An 18,128-nucleotide genomic window follows, 5' to 3' on the forward strand; every position below is an offset into this window, starting at 1 on the left:
CGAAGCCGGGCTGCCGGGCGTCTTAGAACGGTGGCGGGTCCTCGTCCTCGGCGTGTGCTCCCTCGTCCGCTTCCTGGTCGCGCGCGGCGGTATGGAGGGCGCGTTGGAGGTTGTCGTGTAGTCCGCTGGTGATGATGGTTGCCGGTTCGGTGATGTGTTTCCGCCCCGCGGGGGAGGTCCATTCCAGGGCGCCGGTGCCATCGCGCGTGTGGGCGACTGCCCAGTTGGTTTCGTCTTTGATGGTGTGATGTTTCGGGCATAAATGGGCAAGGTTGTAGTGGGCGGTCGGATGTTGGTGTTGCCATTGCAGGGTGTGGTCGATGTCGCATTGTTCCGCTTGCCTGCTGCAGCCCGGGAAGCGGCAGGTCTCATCGCGTACCCGTAGGAAGTTGCGCAAATCGGTGGGTACCCGGTACCGGTCCCTGCCGACGGAGAGGATTGCTCCGGTCTCGGGGTGGGTGAGGAGGCGGATCATGCCCGGCGCGCCGGCGGCGAGCAGCCTCGCCGTGTTCGGATCGATCGGCCCGTACCCGTCGAGGGACCCGGGCTCCTCGCTCATTCCGAGGAGCACGAGAGCAGGCACCGTGACGCTGAGCCTCGGTCGGGTGTCGAAGTACCGGTCCCGCAGCGACCCCCTCCCGCGGATCCCGGACCGCCCCCAGCCGACCCTCCGGCCAGCGCGCATCAGCGCGACCCGGACCGCCCGGTTCCGGCGAGCTACCCCACGCCGGGTGCGGCGGGACACCATGCCCAGCGGGCCGTCACCGCCGCTGCCGCTGCCGCTGCCGCTGCCGTTGCCGCTGCCGCTGCCGTTGCCGCTGCCGTTGCCGTTGCCGGTGTCGTTGCGGTCGACGTTGCGGTCGACGTTGCCGCTGTCATCTCCGGCCGTCGTGGTGGTGCTGTCGAGCATGACGTCGCTGAAGATGTCGGCACGCAACTGCGCCAGAGTACGCACCTCCAGCGGCCCCTGCAGGGCTATCGCCGCGTCGGTGAGGCGGGTGAAGATCGCGACAGCCTCCGGTGCCGGGAGCAGCTGCGACAGCAACGCCAGACCATTCTGCTGCGGGTCCAGACGCACCTCCCGGTCCTCCCGCGCCCGCGCATGGCGCTGTGTGATCGAGTCCGGATCCAGCAACTCCCGCAGAACCCGCGCCTTCTGCGTAAACTTCGACGCCGTCAACCGTCTCGCATAGGGCAGAGCCTGCCCCTCCAACACCACCCGAGCAGCAGCAGGCAGACCTGCGGTCTGATCGACCATGACCTGCGCATGCCGGTAACTGATCAACCCTCCCCGCAGAGCCTCGAGGGTGGCCGGGAGTTCATGGACCAGACTGCGACCGACCCCCAGCAGAGCGTCGATGGTGCGCTCCGGGATCCGCAACGCCGCCCCCAGCTCCGCCCGCACACTCCGCAACGCCAACTGCCGGCTGCCCGCCCTCGTGCGCTCCGTGCCCGCCTCGGCCAGCACGAGGGCCTGCTCGAACAACACCGCCCGATCACCCATCAGCCCCGCAATACCCTGCTCCACCCGCTCCAACGCATCGATCAGCCGCCCCATCGCCTCACCCGCCCCACCCGGCCCCGCCGCGACCCCAAACGGATACCCACGACCACCATCAAGCCCAGCACCGGCCTGGACGGCCTCGCCGGCCTGGCCGGCCTGGCCGGGCTGGCCGGCCTGGCCGGCCTGGCCGGGCTGGCCGGGCTGGCTGGCCTGGCTGGCCCCGCCGGGCTGGCCGGCCTGGCCGGGGCAGTCGGGGACGCCCGGGTAATCGTCCTCATCAGCCCAGCGCGGGTCATCCAAATCCGGATCATGCGGGAACAACCCCGCCGGCATCCCCTCAAACGGCAAACCAACCCCCGGCCGGTACCCACGCGCCGCCATCTCCGCATCCGCCTCGATATTGAACTGCAGCATCGACTCAGCAAGCTCCGCCTGCTCCTCCGCCGTCCACCGATAGCTGCTCATACCCATAGTGAATACCCACCCACCGACACTCGACACGCCCAAACCGGACCGTGCGCGCCGAGCCACAAGCCCCACACCGACACCCGGATTCCGTTCATGACCACAGCCCACACCCCACCACCGACATACCACCGACATTCCCGCCACCCCCGCGAAAGCCGCGGAAAACTACCCCCGCCGCGACCCTGGGGAGGACAAGACAGCCGTGGAGCGGACCACCCCAGAGCAGCGGCCGACGGCGACCAGCTTCGTACCGTACTGGCACGTGCCCGGCGTAAATGGCTCATCCTTACGGGCAGCGCACTCCGGATGAGGTGCTGCTCGACGCGATGTCCGAGTGCGCGCGCCAAGCAAGCGGGCGCAACATCACCGCGTCCGGTTGGGCTGCGGTGCTGCGCTCCCCGACCATGACGAGAAGCCCGCCCGCTCAGGCGCCCCGCAACCTAGAGGTTCTTCACCGCACTCAACACCTTGGTGAGTGAGGCCTTCGCGTCGCCGAAGAGCAGGGTCGTCTGGGGCTCGTAGAGCAGCTCATTCTCGATTCCTGCGAAGCCGGGCCGCATCGACCGCTTGAGAAAGACCACCTGCCGCGCGGCCGCGACATCGAGGATGGGCATGCCGTAGATGGGCGAGCCCGGGCTTGTCTTCGCCGCCGGGTTGACGACGTCATTGGCCCCGACAACGAGCACCACATCGGCCGTCTTGAACTGCGGGTTGACCTCGTCCATCTCCTTCAGCTGCTCGTAGGGCACATTGGCCTCCGCGAGCAACACGTTCATGTGCCCGGGCATGCGCCCCGCGACGGGGTGGATGCCGTAGACGACCTCGATCCCCTTGCCCTCGAGCGTCGACGCCAGCTCGGCCATGGTGTGCTGTGCCTGGGCGACCGCGAGCCCATAGCCGGGCACAACGATCACGCGCTGCGCGTAGGCCAGCAGGATCGCCACGTCTTCGGCGGATGACGACCGAACGGGACGGTCGGACACGGCCGTCGATCCGGCCGTCGACCCTCCCTTGAGCGCCCCGAAGATGATTCCGCTCACGTTGCGGCCCATCGCGGATGCCATGGCGCGGGTCAGGATCGTTCCGCTGGCACCCACGAGGGTTCCCGCCACGAGCAGTAGCACGTTGCCGAGCACGAGGCCCGACGCCGCGACAGCGAGGCCGGTGAAGGCGTTGAGCAGCGAGATCACGATGGGAACGTCGGCGCCTCCGACCGGGTTGACCAGCAGCACCCCCGCGACCAGGCCGAGCACGAGCAGCAGCGCGGCTCCGAGCATCCACTGGTCGATGACGACAACGACAGCCAACGCCACCGCGGCGATGAGGACCAGCCCCATGGCCCAGGCCTGCCCGGGGAAGATGAGCGGGCGACCCGGCAGGATGCCCTGCAGCTTGGCGAACGTGATGCCCGACCCCGAGAACGACACGGCGCCGACGAAAACTGTGAAGGCGATCGCGCCGGCGGCGAACTGCGTCTCGACGTGGGCGAGCTCGAGCAGGCCGACGATCGCGGCCGCGCCACCTCCGACGCCGTTGAACAGGGCGACCAACTGGGGCATCGCCGTCATCTGCACGCGCCGCGACACGGGGGTGGCGATGAGCGCACCCACGAGGATCACGCCCACGATGAGCGGCACGTTGTCGAGATCGGTCGAGAGAAACACGGTCAGCACCGCGATTGCGGCGCCGGTGGCGCCTATGAGGTTGCCGCGTCGGGCCGTACGCGGGTTGCCAAGGCCCTTGAGCGCGAGGATGAAGCAGGCGGCGGCGGCGAGGTAGAGCAACGCCGTCCACTCCGTGCTGAGCAGACTCATCGGTCGCCTTCCTTCGCGGCTGCAGAGGCCTGAGCCGCGGCCCTGCGCCCGCCGAACATCTCCAGCATCCGGTCGGTCACGACGAAGCCGCCGACGAGGTTGATCGTCGACATCAACACCGCGGCGAGCGCGGCGATCAGGATGCCGACGTTCTCGGCCTGCCCCGCAACGATGATCGCGCCGACGAGGATGATGCCGTGGATGGCGTTGGCCCCCGACATCAGGGGCGTGTGCAGGGTGCTGGACACCTTCGAGACGACCTCGAACCCGACGAAGACAGACAGCACGAAGATCGTCAGCAGGGTGACGGCATCCATCAGTTGGCCCCCTCCAGGACGTCGCGGGTGGGTTGGTGGGCAACGGTGCCCGCGTGGGTGAGGCAGGTACCGCGGACGACCTCATCGTCGAAGTCGGGAACGACCACACCGTCGACTGTCATGAGCGCGACGAGGTTGGAGATGTTCCTCGCCAGGAGCCGCGAGGCATCGCTGGGCATCTTCGACGGGACGTCTTTCATTCCGAGCACCACGATGTGTCCGTCGGCGACCGCAACCTGCACCTCCTCACCGGGGATGCTTCCCTCCACATTGCCTCCCGACTCCGCGGCAAGGTCGACGACGACCGACCCGCCGCGCATCCCCCGCAGCATGTCGGCGCTCACCAGGCGCGGCGCGGGCCGGCCCGGGATAGCGGCGGTCGTGATCACGACATCGGCATCCGCAACACAGGGAGCCAGCCGTTCCTGCTGGAGACGCGCCCGGTCCTCGGCCAGTTCCCGTGCGTAGCCTCCCGCCCCGTCGATCGCGTCGAGGCCGAGGTCGACGAAGGTGCCGCCCATGGAGCGCACCTCATCGGCGGATGCGACGCGCACGTCGTACGCGGACACCCGTGCCCCGAGGCGCTTGGCCGTGGCGATGGCCTGCAGCCCCGCGACGCCGGCGCCCAGCACGAGCACCTTGGCCGGCGGGATGGTGCCGGCCGCGGTCATGTAGAGCGGAAAGAAACGGGGCAGGCGCATGGCAGCCTCGAGCGCGCAGCGGTAGCCGGACACGAGCGCTTGCGAGGTGAGGGCGTCCATCGACTGGGCGCGGGAGATACGCGGCACGAGCTCCATAGCGAAGGCAGTCACTCGCGCATCACGCAATGCCGCGACCGCCGCGAGCTCACTCGTCGGTGAGCCGAACCCGATCGTGATCGTGCCCGCGCGCAGGCGCCCGATGAACTCGGCGGTCAGCGGCCGCACGTGAGCGAGCAGATCAATTGTCTGCGGGTCGATACTCGTCACGACCTCGGCGCCGGATGCTGTGTAGGCGGCATCCGTGAACCCGGCGGCTTCCCCCGCCCCCGCCTCGATGACGACGTCGAGCCCGTGGTCAGCGAGGTGGCGGACGGAGTCCGGCGTCGCGGCGACGCGCAGCTCGGCGGGGTCGCGTTCCCGTTTGACGGCTACCTTCATTGCCAGCTCCTCGCATCGTTGTGCTCAGCTGACGCTATCGAGAATCTGTGGATTCGTCGGGGAGGTGGGCGCGACATTCGGTGAGGAGCATTCCGCAGGGCATTCCGCAGGCAGGCGATCCTGGGGGACCTTGGCCCCTGACGTGCGAGCGTGCTATGGCCCAACGTGGGAGAACACGACGACTGGAGGAGTCATGCCCCCTCACTGCGATTCGCTGGACGGCCCGGTGGTCACCGCCGCCCGGAAGGCCCTCGAGGCCGAGGACGTGGAGCTGGTTTTGCCCTACGTTCACGCGGGGGGCGAACCCGAGTTGCGCAGCATGTTCACCACGGTGCTGCCGGTACGCCGCCAGAGCCCTGCGGCCAGGGCTGTGGCGGACCAGCTCTTCCTCGAAACAGTCGTTCGTGTGCATCGTGCGGGCGATGGTGCGCCCTATACGGGCATCAAGCCCGCGGGGCTCACGGTCGGCCGGGTGATTCCGCTCGCCGAGCACTCCATCGAGAGTGGTTCGTCAGAGGCGCTCGTGCGGTTTCTCAGTGAGGTGCTGCGCGACGAATTCACCAGCCGGCTTGAGCACGTCAAGCTCCTCGACGCCATGAAGCATCTTTCGCTGGACTTCGCGCGAAAGCACGTCGAGGCGATGCTCGGCTTCGAGGCCTACGCCCATCTCGTGTACCAGGCACTGTCCGCCCGCGCGATCCACAACCCGGGCGATCTCGCGCACCATCAATGATTTGTTGGAGCTGAGCATCAACACTGAAGAAGGAGACCGGTGGAAATGGCACGACGGTGGGGCGGTGATCATCGGCCTGAACTTCATCGGGCCGATCGCCTATTTCGCATTCGGCCGCCGGCGCGACTGACCGTACTGGCCGGACTGGCGATGGACGATCGGCGGGGTTCCACCGTGATCGCCGCGACCTCCTTCGACTCGGGCCTCAGGTAGTCGCCGCGCACGACGATGCCAGAGACCCAGCGAATCCGTAGCCCATCGGGGGTATCAACGAGGCTCGCAAGGCAGTTGTCGAACCACGGTCCCTCGATACCCGACCAGTGGAAAGGCGGACCGCCGACCCCAGCCGTGCGGGCGAGCCGAGCGGCGAGCTTCGTGACGATTCCGTAGGCCAGCACCGCGTTAAAGGTGCGCAGCGCCACGTGCATGGGGTTGCGGATCGGCGAGCACACCGCCTGCACGATGCGACTGCCCGATGACCTCTCCACCTCGGAGATGTAGGAGAAGTGCACGTCGCCGGAGAGGAAGGTGACGCTCTCGGGTGCCTCGCCACGCTTACCGTCGGCCACCTCGGTCGCCATCTCGGCCACCTGACGGAAGCTCCTCTGGAATGCGCCCCAGTGTTCCAGGTCGAACGCCTGACGCAGCCGTTCGCCGACTCCGGCGGCGAGCCGGCCCCAGGCGCCTTCGGCGATCGCCTCGTCCCAGGACTCCACATGGTGCAGCCCCGGCGGCAGCAGGAACGGCAGGGAGGTGCCGATCAGGAGATGCCGAAAGCCTCCCCGCATCCGCTCATCGAGCCACGCGGTCTCCACGTCGTCGACGAGTGCGCGCCGCGCCGGGTCGAGCTCGCGGGCGGCGCGGGAGTCGAGCACGATCAGCCGCGAGGCGGTGAAGTCGCGGCAGAAGCTCCACCGGTAACTTCTCGGCTCCCGGTCGCACCGAGCGGCAAACTCGTCGAGCACATCGCTGAGGTCGAGCTCTGACCCGTCGTCGTGATCGGCGATCCGCCGCCAGATCTCGTCGTCGGCACGCCCGGCAGGCGAGAGATTGCCGAGGTGCTGGTGCACCCAGTACGACGCCAGGCCAGCGACGATGCGACCGTGCCACCAGGTCGTGGCCTCCACTTTGCGTTTCCAGCTGAGCGAGGCGTTCCAGTCGTCGCGCACATCGTGGTCGTCGAAGATCATCGCGCTTGACACCGTCGACATCAGCCAGCGGTTGGCCTCGTCTGACCAGGCCAGACGGTACAGGTGCGCGTACTCCTCGTAGTCGGCGAGCTCCGTGCCGGGCGGCTCGTGGATGTCGCGCCGGGCAGAGATGAATTGCTGCATCGCCGTGCTCGTCGAGTCGGCGTACACCTGGTCGCCCAGAAACAGCATCAGATCAGGCCACTCGACCACCCGGTCCCTCGTGGCCAGCTGCAGCGCGAAAGCGCGCAGCGCATCGACCCCATGGGCGCGGTTGCCCGCCTTGTCGTGCGGCACGCTCGTGCGGCACGACCCGAACGACAGCCGGAGCGGCCGCCCCGGCTCCAGGGTGGAGATGACGGATGCCGGAAGAGACGAGTCGACATCCGGCCACGCCCGCGTTCCGTCGACCTCCACCGAGTAGGGCGTGACCGTGCCGGGCGCCAGGCCACCGACCTGCAGCAGGGCGTAGTGGTGCCCGTGCACGCCAAAGGTTCGAGCCGACGTTGTGCCGTGCGTGGTGCTGACAGTCACCGTCGCGGACTCCCTCGTCTCGACCCAGATGGTCGCTGACACCTCGTCGACGTACCGGAGGATCGGGCCGAGGACCAGAGGAGACGTCGTCATGACTAAAGGTTTAGCAAGCTGTCGTCGCCGCGGCTAGGGTTCCTCGTCCCAGCGGGTGCCCTCGAGGTCGCCGCGCAGCGTGCCGGTCGCGTCGTCGACGGCGGTGCCGACCGTCTCCGCGAACCGCTCCGGCGGAAATCGCCCGCCGAGGCCATAGGCGCGCAGGAGATCCTTCACCGGGCCCTTCATCTCGGCGAAGATCAGGGTGATCCCGCGGGAAGCGAGGAAGTTGTCGAGCTCGACCAGCTCGTCAATCGCCGTGGTGTCAATGTCGGTGATGGGCTCGGCCGCGAGGATCACGGTGCGCACACCGACGCCGGCCGCGGCGACCGTCTCGCGCACGTAGTCGTCGAACAACCCGCCGTTCGCAAAGAAGAGCGGTGCGTCGAAGCGCACGATCACGATGCCGGGCAGGCGTTCACCGTCGGGATGGCGTGAGAGATCGTGGTAGCCGCGAACGCCGCGCCGGCGGCCGAGCTCTGCCCGGTACGGTCGCCACGCCTGATTGACGAATGCCACGAAGGAGAGCCCGATCGCGACCGCGATGCCCTGGATCACCCCGACGGCGAGCACCCCGACCAGCGCCGCGAGCGACAGGAACGCGTCGACCCGGTTCATCCGGGCGATGGCGATAACACCCTTCACGTCGATGAGGCTGCCGGCGGCGACTATCACCACCGCGGCGAGCGCCGACGAGGGAAGGTACGCCGTCAGCCCGGGAGCGATCAGCATAAACACGACGATGAGTGCCGCGCCGACCAGACCGGTGAGCTGGGACCGGGCGCCCGCCTTCTCGGCGACCGGGGTGCGCGACGAGGATGCCGAGATCGGGAATCCGCCGAACAATCCGCTCGCGAGGTTGGACACCCCGATCGCCGCCATCTCCTGGCTGCCGCTGACCGACTCGCCGCGCCGCGCCGCGAAGGTGCGCGAGAGCACGGCGGTGTCGGTGAAGGCGATGAGGGCGATGCCGAGAGCGGGCAGCGCGAGCTCCGCGACATCCGCCCACCCGATGCCGCCGAGCGCCGGCGTCGGCACACCCTGCGGGAGTGCCCCGACCACGGGCAGCCGTTCCGACAGCCCGAGGATCGCGGTGAGCGCGGTCGCGAGCACCACCGCCACCAACACGCCGGGCACTCGCGACAGGAACCGGCCGAACATGACGATCACGGCGAGCGATCCGAGACCGACGGCCAGCGCCAGGGTGTCGATGCGGCCCTCGGCAATGCCGACGACGATAGCGGAGACGTCGCTGAGCGGGGACTCCCTCTCGATCGAGAACCCGAGCAGCGGTGGTATCTGCGAGACAAGCACGAGCAGGGCGATCGCGTTGAGGTAGCCGACCCGGATCGGCTTGGAGATGAGGTCGGTCACGAAGCCGAGCCGCAGCAGTCCCCCCACGAGCAGGATCACGCCGACCATGAGGGCGAGCAGGCCAGCGAGCGCGACCGCGCGCTCGTCGTTGCCGAGTGCAAGCGGGAGGATCGCGGCGGCGATGATCGGGGCCAACGCCGAGTCGGGCCCGAGCACGAGGATGCGCGACGGCCCGAAAATCGCATACGCCAGGAGCGGGAGGATGGTGGCGTAGAGGCCGGTCTCCGGCGGTAGCCCCGCGACCTCGGCGTATCCGATACCGGCGGGGATCAGCAGGGCGGTAAGCACGACGCCGGCACGGAGGTCGGGCAGCAGCCATGCTCGGCGGTACCCGCGTGCGGTCTCGAGACCGGGTAGCCAGCGCCGGGGCCTCCAGTGTCCCGGCCCGAGGCGGCGAGACGCCGCGCCTCCAGTTGTTCCGTTGTCGCCCATTCGGCTCATTGTGTCCCAGTTCCCGCGCACACAGAAGGGCCGCCCGCGAAGCGCTGCGCGGCCACCAACCCGCAAACCCGAGGAAAGGTTCGTGGGAGGAGGGGCACGCTATCGACTACCGTTGTACGGTGACGCATCCTGACACGACCGCGCCGAGCGAGGCAGACACTGCCAGCGACGCTAAGACCTTCTCCGACCTCGGACTGAGCGACGCCATGCTCAAGGCGCTCAAGAGCGTGGGGTACGAGACCCCGTCGGCCATCCAGGCCGCGACCATCCCCCCGCTCCTCGCCGGCCGCGACGTTGTCGGCCTCGCCCAGACCGGCACGGGAAAGACCGCCGCGTTCGCGCTGCCGATCCTGTCGCGTCTTGACGTGTCGCAGAAGAACCCGCAGGCGCTTGTGCTCGCCCCCACCCGCGAGCTCGCCCTGCAGGTCTGCGAGGCGTTCGAGAAGTACGCGTCCCACATGCGCGGCGTGCACGTTCTCCCCGTCTACGGTGGCCAGGCCTATGGTGTGCAGCTCTCCGCCCTGCGGCGTGGCGTGCATATCGTCGTCGGTACCCCCGGCCGCATCATGGACCACCTCGCCAAGGGCACCCTTGACCTCTCCGAGCTCAAGTACCTCGTGCTCGACGAGGCCGACGAGATGCTCAAGATGGGCTTCGCCGAAGACGTCGAGACGATCCTCGCCGATACGCCCGACGACAAGCAGGTCGCCCTCTTCTCGGCCACCATGCCGCCGCAGATCAGGCGCATCTCGCAGAAGTACTTGAACGACCCCGAAGAGATCACCGTCAAGAACAAGACGACGACCTCCGCGAACACCACGCAGCGTTACCTGATGGTGTCGTACCCGCAGAAGGTCGACGCCCTCACCCGCATCCTCGAGGTCGAGAATTTCGAGGGAATGATCGTCTTCGTGCGCACCAAGAACGAGACGGAGACGCTCGCCGAGAAGCTGCGCGCACGCGGCTACTCGGCCATGGCGATCAGCGGCGACGTCGCCCAAGCCCAGCGCGAGCGCACCGTCAACCAGCTCAAGTCGGGCAAGCTCGACATCCTCGTCGCCACGGATGTCGCGGCGCGCGGCCTCGACGTCGAGCGGATCAGCCACGTCGTCAACTACGACATCCCGATCGACACCGAGTCGTACGTGCACCGCATCGGGCGTACCGGCCGCGCGGGCCGCAGCGGCGCCGCGATCAGCTTCGTCACGCCGCGCGAGCGCCGCCTGCTCGGCGCCATCGAGAAGGCGACCCGGCAGCCGCTCACCCAGATGCAGCTCCCGAGCGTCGACGACGTCAACATCACCCGGCTCGCGCGCTTCGACGACGCGATCACCGAGGCACTCGGTCAGGCCGACCGTATTGGCGGATTCCGCGACATCATCGCCCACTATGTGCAACACCACGACGTGCCGGAGACGGATGTCGCCGCTGCCCTCGCGGTCGTCGCGCAGGGCGAAACGCCTCTGCTGCTCTCCCCTGACGATGCCCGGTTCCAGCGCCCCGAGCGCGAGCGACCTCCCCGCGACGACCGCCGGGACGACGGATGGGACCGCGCCGACCGGCCCGAACGGGCCGAGCGACGCCCCCGCGACAGCAACCGCAAAATGGCCTCGTTCCGCATCGAGGTCGGGAAGCGGCAGAAGGTGGAGCCGCGCCAGATCGTCGGGGCGATCGCCAACGAGGGTGGCCTGAGCCGGGAGGACTTTGGCGCGATCAAGATCCTCCCCGACTTCTCGATCGTCGACCTGCCCGCCGACCTGCCCGGCGACGTTCTCGAGCGGCTCAAGGACACCCGCATCAGCGGCAAGCTGATCGAGATCCGCCCCGACCGGGGCACCCCGGGCAGGCGTAACGCCGGCGGCGAGCGCCCGCCGCGCACGAGCTACCGCGACTAGCGCCGCACGCGGTTCACGGCAGCACCAGCCGGTCCAGATCCCACGGCACGGCCCAGTCGAGCTCGTCGAACATGCGCGAGAGCACAATCGCGGTGAATCCCCAGATGAGTGCGCCGTCGAGAGTGATGAATGCGGGGGTGTGGAGGGTGCGACCGCGCCACTCGTGCGCAACGCTCGCGCGGTTCGCCGGGTCGAGCAGGTCGGCGACCGGAACGCGGAACACGTCTACCGACTCTCGGTGGTCGACCGCGACCACCTGCGAGGTGCGTGTCCACCATGCGGGAACGGGGATAACCACGTTGTTGCTGACCGGCAGCGGCAGTTCGGGCAGCATCCCCAGAATTTCGACGCCGTGCAGGTCGAGGCCCGTCTCCTCGACGGCCTCGCGCAGCGCCGTCGCGCCCGCGTCGGAGTCGGACGCGTCGACTCCCCCACCCGGGAACGAGATCTGCCCGGGGTGGTGCCCCATCGTCGCTGCCCGGCGCTGAAGCAGCACGTCGAGGTCGCGGGCCACCGGGCTCGCGACGGTGGCGGCCGTGGCCTGCGCCGGCAGCGAGTCGAGCACCCCGAATAGTACGAGCACGGCTGCGCGGCGCGCGCGGGCGTAGTCGAGCAGCATCCGCGAGGGATCCACCGACCAGTCGAGCCCGCGCGCGCACAGGTCCCGGAGTTCGGCGCGGGCGTCACCGTTGGGCTGCGACATGGCCGCAAGCCTAGGCGCGATACGCCCGCGCGTGCTCCGGCATACGTTCGGGCGGGGCTCAGACCCTCAGACCCTCAGACCCTCAGTTCCGCGAGGATCGCGTCGATCTGTCCGATCGCCTCCCGCATGCCCTCCGCCATGCCCATCTCCATCATCTGCTCGAGCTGCTCGGCGCTCTCGAACCTCGACAGCGAGGTCATTCGGGTCTTGCCGCCGGCCGCCTCGAGCGTCACCACGCCGTGCACAATGCCCAGTGCCTCGACGGGGGTACCGTCGTCGTCGGCGAACCCGTCGTCGAACTCGAATCTGGTCGGCTCCTCGATCGCGGTGATCTGCCACCATCCGCGGGGCTTCTCGCCCTCCGGACCGGTCATGTGATAGGCGGATCGCCCTCCAACCCGAAAGTCGTGCTTATCGAAGGTCGCCGGGTAGGTCGGCTGTCCCCACCAGCGCTCGAGCTGGCGCGGATCCTTCCAGAGCTGCCAGACCCGGTCGACGCTCGCATCAAACTCCGCGACGAACTTCATCGTGAGGGCCTCGGCGTCTTTCTCGATGCTCACTACGGTCATTGCTTCATTCCTTTCCTATCTTCTGCCAGCAGCTGGTCCATGCGATCAGCCCGGCCACGCCAGATCTCCCCATAGGAGTCGAGCAACCGTGCCGCCCTGTGGAGCGTGCTCGGGTCAGGGTGCACGATCTGCTCCCTCCCGCGACGCTCCTTGGTGACGAGCCTCGCCCGCTCGAGCACCGCCACGTGCTTCTGCACCGCGGCGAAGCTCATCGTGTACGCGCGCGCCAGATCAGAGACCGACTGCTCCCGGGTGCTCACGCGGGCGACGATGTCGCGGCGAGTCGCATCCGCCAGGGCCTGGAAGATGCGATCCACGTCGGTGTCGCTCAACTCGGTGTCGCTCAACTCGGTGTCGCTCAACTCGGTGTCGCTCAACTGGGTGTCGCTCAACTTTTCTACAACCATTTGGTTGTACGTGAGCCCTCAGCTCGCGACGACGCAACGGGCAGCTTTACCCCTGTCGTGCACGGCGACCGCGGGTCTGCGTTGGACGCATGGTGGAGCAGATCACGCCGAGGCAATTCCATGATGGCACCGGAGTTGAAGATTGGCGGATGCTGCGAACCATCACCCCGACATCGACCTGCGCTACGACGACGTCATGGTGCGACTGATCACGCACGAACTCGGCGGGCTCAGCACTCGCGACGCCAACCTCGCGCGCCAGATCTCCAAGGTCGCCCGCGAACTCGACATTCCGGCTGACCCGTCCGCCGTGCACGACATCGATCTGACCATCGACGCACTCGTCGCTCCGCAGGTCATGCCGTTCTGGCGCAGGTTGCTCGGCTACACGCAGGTCGGCGACGCAGACCTCGACGATCGGCACGGGCGCGGACCCTCGATCCGGTTCCAGGAGTCGAATGGGCGCTGGCCGACGCCGAGGGTAACGAGATCGACGTGGCCACATGGATGGGTCGCGACTGACGGTGGCGTCATTCAGGCGCCATGCGCCCCCGTGGGGGCAACTCCCACTCGTCGTTGGGAGTGCGGAGCACCCGAAGCGCGAGGAAGGCCATCCCGAGCGTGGTCAGATTCCACGCCACCAGGTCCAGCCAGCGCAGATCCGTGATGACTGCGACGAGGTGCAGCGGCTGCGACACCACTAGAAGGATGGCCACAAGTCGAGGCATCAATTTCGCGCGAAGACCGAGAACGCCAAGCAGGACGACTCCGACGATGTGTCCAATGATGAAGACCGAGAGGATCAAATCCTGGCTGGGCAGGCGGATCAGTTGTTCGCCGAGCGCGGTGACCTCGCCCGGAGAGAGCCCCAGGTTGGTCGCGGCGAGTAGGGCAGCGTCAATTCCCAACAAGACCCCCAGCGCGAGATACCCGGGGATGAGGAAGCCACCGGTCACGAGCGCCAGCGTCGGTCGATATCGCCTGACGAGTTGGAGTGCCGCCCACGCCCCAGGGAGCAGGGTGAATAACGCGATGACCCCGCACCAGACGACCACGTGCTGGGCGCCTGGATTAGCGACCACCGCCTCGCCGGCCGGTGCACCCGGAATCAGGAACCGGATCACGGACACGGCGACCGGCCCGATGGGCATCAGGAGCGCCGCCAGCGTGCGGTCGAAGGTGCGGTGATCCCGCACCGTCTCTGCTCTCGTGCGCTCGGCGGTCACAAGGCGGCCCTCGGGCGCTGGAGCAAGAGCACGACCGCCACCACGGTGATGAGCACTGTGGCGGCCGCGAGAGAGATCGCCTCCACCGGAACCCCCGCAACAAAGAACGCCGGCAGCGCTGTCAGTGCGGCAATCGATCGCACGGCCACAATCACCCAGATGGACCATGTCGCGCCTCGCCAGGCCGGCACGGCAGCGGCGGCGGTGACCATCCCAGCGACGATCGAGGCTGAGCTGACCGCTGTGGGAACAACGCCTCCCGAAATGAGCTGAATAACGCCGAACACGATGTCGGATGCACCGAGCAGGACCGCGAGGAGCAGGCCATTGCGGGTGGCGGTTGAGATCCCGGATTTGTGACGGGAAGGAGAATCAACGGACATGGCAAATACCTCCTTGGTTGTGACAGCGGGTGCTGTCGACCAAGCGTGACCGCCTGGTGCATGCGGCGGATGAGTGCGAGACCTCGATCTTCGCGGCGTCGCCGGGAACTTTTGCCCAGACGCGGTAGGGGTTGGCCCCTATTCGGCCTCGCCGCCGCGCGGCCATAATCAGGCCATGACAGTCGAAGCCGATGCGCGCCCCGAGCCCATCCGGGTGCTTCTCGCGGACGACCACCCAGTGGTCCGGCACGGCCTCGTCGCCCTGCTGGGCACACTGCCGGGAATCGAGGTCGTCGGCCAGGCAAGTTCGGGAGCAGAAGCCGTTCGCGAGACCGCGCTCGCCAAGCCCGACGTGGTCATCATGGACCTGCGGATGCCGGATCTGAGTGGCGTCGAGGCGACAGAGCGAATCCTGCGCCACGCTCCCGGCGTCGGCGTCCTGGTGCTCACCATGTTCGACGAAGACGAGATGATCGCCGACGCGCTCCGTGCCGGCGCTCGCGGATACCTACTGAAGGGCGCAGAGCAGGAGGAGATCGAACGGGCGATCAGAGCCGTCGCCGCAGGCGAGGCGATCTTCAGCAGCACCGTCGCCGCGCGGGTTCTCGGTCGTCTCTCGAGCCCCGCCGCCGTGGTGTTGCTCCCGCAGATAACCGAGCGCGAACGGCAGGTTCTCACGCTCATTGCCTCGGGGCTCGATAACACCTCTATCTCGTTGCGGCTGAATCTTGCGCCCAAGACCGTGGGCAACCACATCTCTTCCATCTTCCTCAAGCTCGGTGTCGCGACCCGAAGCCAAGCCATCGTGCTGGCGAGGGAGTCCGGTCTGGGCGGTCATGATTGAGGCGGCGGGGATACTCGAGGTGAGCCGATCACGCGCCCCGATGCTTCGCTGGCGACTCATCATCGTCATCGCCCTCGTCTCAATCGGCGCGGCGCTCGCCGCGTTCGTGATCACGTCCACGATCGCCTCGAGTACGCCCTGGCGGGTGATCGTCGAGAGCTACACGCTCACGAACATCGTCATCGGGCTCAGCTGCCTGGTGTCCGGTGGCCTCATTGGGTGGTTCCGGCCGAAAAATGCCGTCGGTTGGCTGTTTCTGGCGAGCGGCCTCGGCCATCTTGTCGCCGCAGGCCTGGCGATGGTCCTCAGGTTCGGCGTCGAGAGCGGTTGGCCGGAGACGACCACCCGATCGCTGACCACCGTGTTCCACCTCGGCTGGCTGATCGGACTCCCCGGCCTCTTCCTCCTCGCGCTGCTGCTGTTCCCCACCGGCCGACTCCCCTCCCGATGGTGGCGCGCGGTCGCCGTTGCCGTCATTGTGCAGACGGGCTACAACGTCGTCACCGCCGCGCTGTCGCCCGAATCCCTGCTCGGGAGCCCGGCGACGGTATCGATACTCTCCTCCGGGTACGTCCCTGCCACCGGGCTGGCCGCAGCGGTCAGCATCGTGGGCGGTGCGCTTTATGCGCTTGTCGCCGCCTCTCTCGTCACGCGGTACCGCAACGGCGACGAGCAGACGAAGAGCCAGCTGTTGTGGCTGATTCTCGCCATCGTGGCGGCGGGCGTGCTGAATTCCCAGCGGTGGGCCACGGGCAATGGCCCGATCCTGCCGCTGTTGGGCATTTCGCTCGTGCCCATCGCCATCGCAATCGCGATCGTGCGCTACCGGCTGCTGGATATCCGCCTTGTGCTCTCACGCACGCTCGTGTACACGTTGGCCATTGCGACGGTCATCGCGGTCTACGCGACCCTGGTGTCGGCGACCGCGTTACTGGTTCCCAGCGACGCCGAGCGCGGCCTGTCGATCGCGGCGGCCATCCTGGTCGCCGTCGCGTTCACCCCCGTGCGGCTGCTGTTCCAGCGGCTGATCAACCGGGCATTCTATGGCTCTCGCGGGGACCTCGCTGGGGCTGCCTTCCGAATGTCGGAGCGCATGCAGCGAACCGACGACGATCTCGTCAACCTTCTGGAGCGCGCACGCCTCGACCTCAAGCTCCCCTACCTGTCGATCCGCAGCACCGATGATTATCAGGTCGCAACGGCTGGCCAGCTCGACGCCGACGCGCCCGCCGCCTCGGTGCCTCTGAGCCACCGCGGCGAACCACTGGCAACTCTCCATGTCGGCCTGCGTCGCGGAGAGCGTTCCATACACCCCTCCGACCTCCGGACACTGACGATGATCGCGACCCCGCTGGCGGTCGCGCACCACGCGATCGAACTGACCGACCAGGTGCGCGCGGCACGCGCCACCATCGTGCAGGCCCGGGAATGGGAGCGGCAACGGCTCTACCGTGACCTGCATGACGGACTCGGCCCCGACCTGACCAGCGTCGCCTTCCGCGCCGATGCGGTGTCGAACCTCGTGCGAAGTGACCCTGATCGGGCACTAAAACTCCTTGGGGAGTTGCGCCAGCAGGTGCGGTCGTCGATCAACGACGTTCGCCGAGTCGTCTACGGATTGCGCCCGATCGAACTCGACAAGCACGGCCTCGAGGGCGCGCTGATGAGGCGAGTCGCGAGCGCGAACAACGACAGCGATCGCCGCCTCGTCGTTACCGCGACGATGCCAGCGCAGATGGCGGGCCTCTCCCCCGCCACCGAGCTGGCCACGTACAGGATCGTCAGCGAGGGGCTCGCGAACGCCCTGAGACATTCCGGGGCAACCTCTTGCACCATCGACATCTCGATGGGTGCGTCGCTGCGGATCGTGATCACCGACAATGGATCCCGCGGGCAGGACTGGGCCCCCGGTGTGGGAGTCGCCTCCATGATCGACAGAGCCGAGGAGCTGGGCGGATCAGCATCTGCCGGCCCCACCTCGTCGGGCTGGAGCGTTATCGCCGACCTGCCACTGTCGGTATGACCCTGCCAACCTGACGGGCTACCCCGCGCCGGCTTCCGCGAGCTGCTGCGTCGGAGCGGCGAGCGGCTCAGGGAGCACGTGCAGCCCACCGACGCTGTTCGCGCACCTCATCAGCTCCTCGAGCCACACCGCGTTCACCGGCCCAACCGCCACCTTCGAGTACTGGAAGCACACGGGGATGTTCGGGTCGAACCAGATGCTCACGCGTCCTCCGCCGGTGTCGACGGGCAGCGTCCACGTGCACATGAACCGCTCGTCCCGGCGGAGCTTCGCCGTGATCACGAGCTGCAGGTGGATGAGAACCCGGTCGTCGAACTCGAACCTTGTCATTCCGGTGCCGTAGAGCAAAACACCCACGTGTGACCTCCTTGATGCTATCCCCCATAGTAGGAGAAAACAGTGACAGAGTCTCGGGGCGAAAGTCCTCACTAGTGTCGAGAGTTAACAATCTGTTCATGTTCGAAACTGCCG

16 protein-coding genes are annotated in these 18,128 nt (G+C 67.8%); 4 read left to right on the forward strand and 12 right to left on the reverse strand.

All coding sequences use genetic code 11. From position 1 onward, the window contains the following. Positions 1-22: 22 nt before the first annotated feature. The 4 genes from BHD05_RS12030 to BHD05_RS12045 form a co-directional block, all read right to left on the reverse strand. Positions 23-1,969, reverse strand: coding sequence for an HNH endonuclease signature motif containing protein (locus BHD05_RS12030; RefSeq protein WP_161886645.1), 1,947 nt, complete (start codon positions 1,967-1,969; stop codon positions 23-25). Between the two features lie 443 nt (positions 1,970-2,412). After that, a complete protein-coding gene (locus BHD05_RS12035; protein ID WP_161886646.1) occupies positions 2,413-3,786 on the reverse strand; it encodes an NAD(P)(+) transhydrogenase (Re/Si-specific) subunit beta in 1,374 nt (457 codons plus the stop codon). Further along, positions 3,783-4,103 (reverse strand): NAD(P) transhydrogenase subunit alpha part 2, encoded by a 321-nt coding sequence (locus BHD05_RS12040; RefSeq protein ID WP_161886647.1) that lies wholly within the window; start codon positions 4,101-4,103, stop codon positions 3,783-3,785. The genes BHD05_RS12035 and BHD05_RS12040 overlap by 4 nt, the downstream gene beginning before the upstream one ends. Further along, complete coding sequence (locus BHD05_RS12045; protein WP_161886648.1) at positions 4,103-5,242, reverse strand: NAD(P) transhydrogenase subunit alpha; 1,140 nt, start codon at positions 5,240-5,242, stop codon at positions 4,103-4,105. The genes BHD05_RS12040 and BHD05_RS12045 overlap by 1 nt, the downstream gene beginning before the upstream one ends. A 193-nt stretch (positions 5,243-5,435) precedes the next feature. Here BHD05_RS12045 and BHD05_RS12050 point away from each other — a divergent pair, with 193 nt between their 5' ends. Further along, positions 5,436-5,975 carry a DUF6448 family protein gene (locus BHD05_RS12050; protein ID WP_202614212.1) on the forward strand — a complete coding sequence of 180 codons (540 nt, stop codon included), beginning with the start codon at positions 5,436-5,438 and terminating at the stop codon, positions 5,973-5,975. Between the two features lie 83 nt (positions 5,976-6,058). On the opposite strand, the gene BHD05_RS12055 is transcribed toward BHD05_RS12050, so the two are convergent. Further along, a complete protein-coding gene (locus BHD05_RS12055; protein WP_161886649.1) occupies positions 6,059-7,792 on the reverse strand; it encodes an alkaline phosphatase D family protein in 1,734 nt (577 codons plus the stop codon). A 33-nt stretch (positions 7,793-7,825) separates the two neighbouring features. Next, entirely contained in the window at positions 7,826-9,598 is a 1,773-nt protein-coding gene (locus BHD05_RS12060; protein ID WP_161886650.1) for a SulP family inorganic anion transporter, read from the reverse strand. A 128-nt stretch (positions 9,599-9,726) separates the two neighbouring features. On the opposite strand from BHD05_RS12060, the gene BHD05_RS12065 reads away from it, so the two are divergent. After that, positions 9,727-11,502 carry a DEAD/DEAH box helicase gene (locus tag BHD05_RS12065; RefSeq protein WP_161886651.1) on the forward strand — a complete coding sequence of 592 codons (1,776 nt, stop codon included), beginning with the start codon at positions 9,727-9,729 and terminating at the stop codon, positions 11,500-11,502. Between the two features lie 13 nt (positions 11,503-11,515). On the opposite strand, the gene BHD05_RS12070 is transcribed toward BHD05_RS12065, so the two are convergent. The 5 genes from BHD05_RS12070 to BHD05_RS12090 all read right to left on the reverse strand — a co-directional run bounded on the left by BHD05_RS12070 (position 11,516) and on the right by BHD05_RS12090 (position 14,790). Continuing rightward, on the reverse strand, positions 11,516-12,205 hold the full coding sequence (locus BHD05_RS12070; protein WP_161886652.1) for an NUDIX hydrolase: 690 nt from the start codon (positions 12,203-12,205) through the stop codon (positions 11,516-11,518). Between the two features lie 74 nt (positions 12,206-12,279). Next, positions 12,280-12,774: an SRPBCC family protein gene (locus BHD05_RS12075; protein WP_161886653.1), complete on the reverse strand. Its 495-nt coding sequence runs from the start codon at positions 12,772-12,774 to the stop codon at positions 12,280-12,282. Next, on the reverse strand, positions 12,771-13,181 hold the full coding sequence (locus BHD05_RS12080) for an ArsR/SmtB family transcription factor (protein WP_161886654.1): 411 nt from the start codon (positions 13,179-13,181) through the stop codon (positions 12,771-12,773). Before BHD05_RS12080 ends, BHD05_RS12075 begins: the two co-directional genes overlap by 4 nt. A 530-nt stretch (positions 13,182-13,711) precedes the next feature. Continuing rightward, the gene (locus BHD05_RS15950; protein WP_236966526.1) at positions 13,712-14,407 is read right to left on the reverse strand and encodes a hypothetical protein; all 696 of its coding nucleotides are present in this window, start codon (positions 14,405-14,407) and stop codon (positions 13,712-13,714) included. After that, positions 14,404-14,790: a hypothetical protein gene (locus tag BHD05_RS12090; protein ID WP_161886656.1), complete on the reverse strand. Its 387-nt coding sequence runs from the start codon at positions 14,788-14,790 to the stop codon at positions 14,404-14,406. The genes BHD05_RS15950 and BHD05_RS12090 overlap by 4 nt, the downstream gene beginning before the upstream one ends. 175 nt (positions 14,791-14,965) lie before the next feature. Between BHD05_RS12090 and BHD05_RS12095 the strand changes: the two genes are divergently transcribed. After that, positions 14,966-15,634: a response regulator transcription factor gene (locus BHD05_RS12095; protein ID WP_161886657.1), complete on the forward strand. Its 669-nt coding sequence runs from the start codon at positions 14,966-14,968 to the stop codon at positions 15,632-15,634. 19 nt (positions 15,635-15,653) lie between these two features. After that, complete coding sequence (locus BHD05_RS12100) at positions 15,654-17,657, forward strand: sensor histidine kinase (protein WP_161886658.1); 2,004 nt, start codon at positions 15,654-15,656, stop codon at positions 17,655-17,657. An 18-nt stretch (positions 17,658-17,675) separates the two neighbouring features. Here the strand turns inward: BHD05_RS12100 and BHD05_RS12105 are convergent, their stop codons facing one another. Next, positions 17,676-18,014 (reverse strand): DUF7882 family protein, encoded by a 339-nt coding sequence (locus BHD05_RS12105; protein ID WP_236966527.1) that lies wholly within the window; start codon positions 18,012-18,014, stop codon positions 17,676-17,678. Between the last annotated feature and the right edge of the window lie 114 nt (positions 18,015-18,128).

Origin of the sequence: Marisediminicola antarctica (assembly GCF_009930795.1) — a bacterium.
Lineage (GTDB): Bacteria > Actinomycetota > Actinomycetes > Actinomycetales > Microbacteriaceae > Marisediminicola > Marisediminicola antarctica.

What these genes read in the sequence shown, in the direction of transcription:
- BHD05_RS12050 (WP_202614212.1), top strand. Translation starts at nt 5,436, where the DNA reads ATGCCCCCTCACTGCGATTCGCTGGACGGCCCGGTGGTCACCGCCGCC.
- BHD05_RS12045 (WP_161886648.1), bottom strand. Translation starts at nt 5,242, where the DNA reads ATGAAGGTAGCCGTCAAACGGGAACGCGACCCCGCCGAGCTGCGCGTC.
- BHD05_RS12060 (WP_161886650.1), bottom strand. Translation starts at nt 9,598, where the DNA reads ATGGGCGACAACGGAACAACTGGAGGCGCGGCGTCTCGCCGCCTCGGG.
- BHD05_RS12040 (WP_161886647.1), bottom strand. Translation starts at nt 4,103, where the DNA reads ATGGATGCCGTCACCCTGCTGACGATCTTCGTGCTGTCTGTCTTCGTC.
- BHD05_RS12080 (WP_161886654.1), bottom strand. Translation starts at nt 13,181, where the DNA reads ATGGTTGTAGAAAAGTTGAGCGACACCCAGTTGAGCGACACCGAGTTG.
- BHD05_RS12075 (WP_161886653.1), bottom strand. Translation starts at nt 12,774, where the DNA reads ATGACCGTAGTGAGCATCGAGAAAGACGCCGAGGCCCTCACGATGAAG.
- BHD05_RS12055 (WP_161886649.1), bottom strand. Translation starts at nt 7,792, where the DNA reads ATGACGACGTCTCCTCTGGTCCTCGGCCCGATCCTCCGGTACGTCGAC.
- BHD05_RS12095 (WP_161886657.1), top strand. Translation starts at nt 14,966, where the DNA reads ATGACAGTCGAAGCCGATGCGCGCCCCGAGCCCATCCGGGTGCTTCTC.
- BHD05_RS12090 (WP_161886656.1), bottom strand. Translation starts at nt 14,790, where the DNA reads ATGTCCGTTGATTCTCCTTCCCGTCACAAATCCGGGATCTCAACCGCC.
- BHD05_RS12070 (WP_161886652.1), bottom strand. Translation starts at nt 12,205, where the DNA reads ATGTCGCAGCCCAACGGTGACGCCCGCGCCGAACTCCGGGACCTGTGC.
- BHD05_RS12030 (WP_161886645.1), bottom strand. Translation starts at nt 1,969, where the DNA reads ATGAGCAGCTATCGGTGGACGGCGGAGGAGCAGGCGGAGCTTGCTGAG.
- BHD05_RS12035 (WP_161886646.1), bottom strand. Translation starts at nt 3,786, where the DNA reads ATGAGTCTGCTCAGCACGGAGTGGACGGCGTTGCTCTACCTCGCCGCC.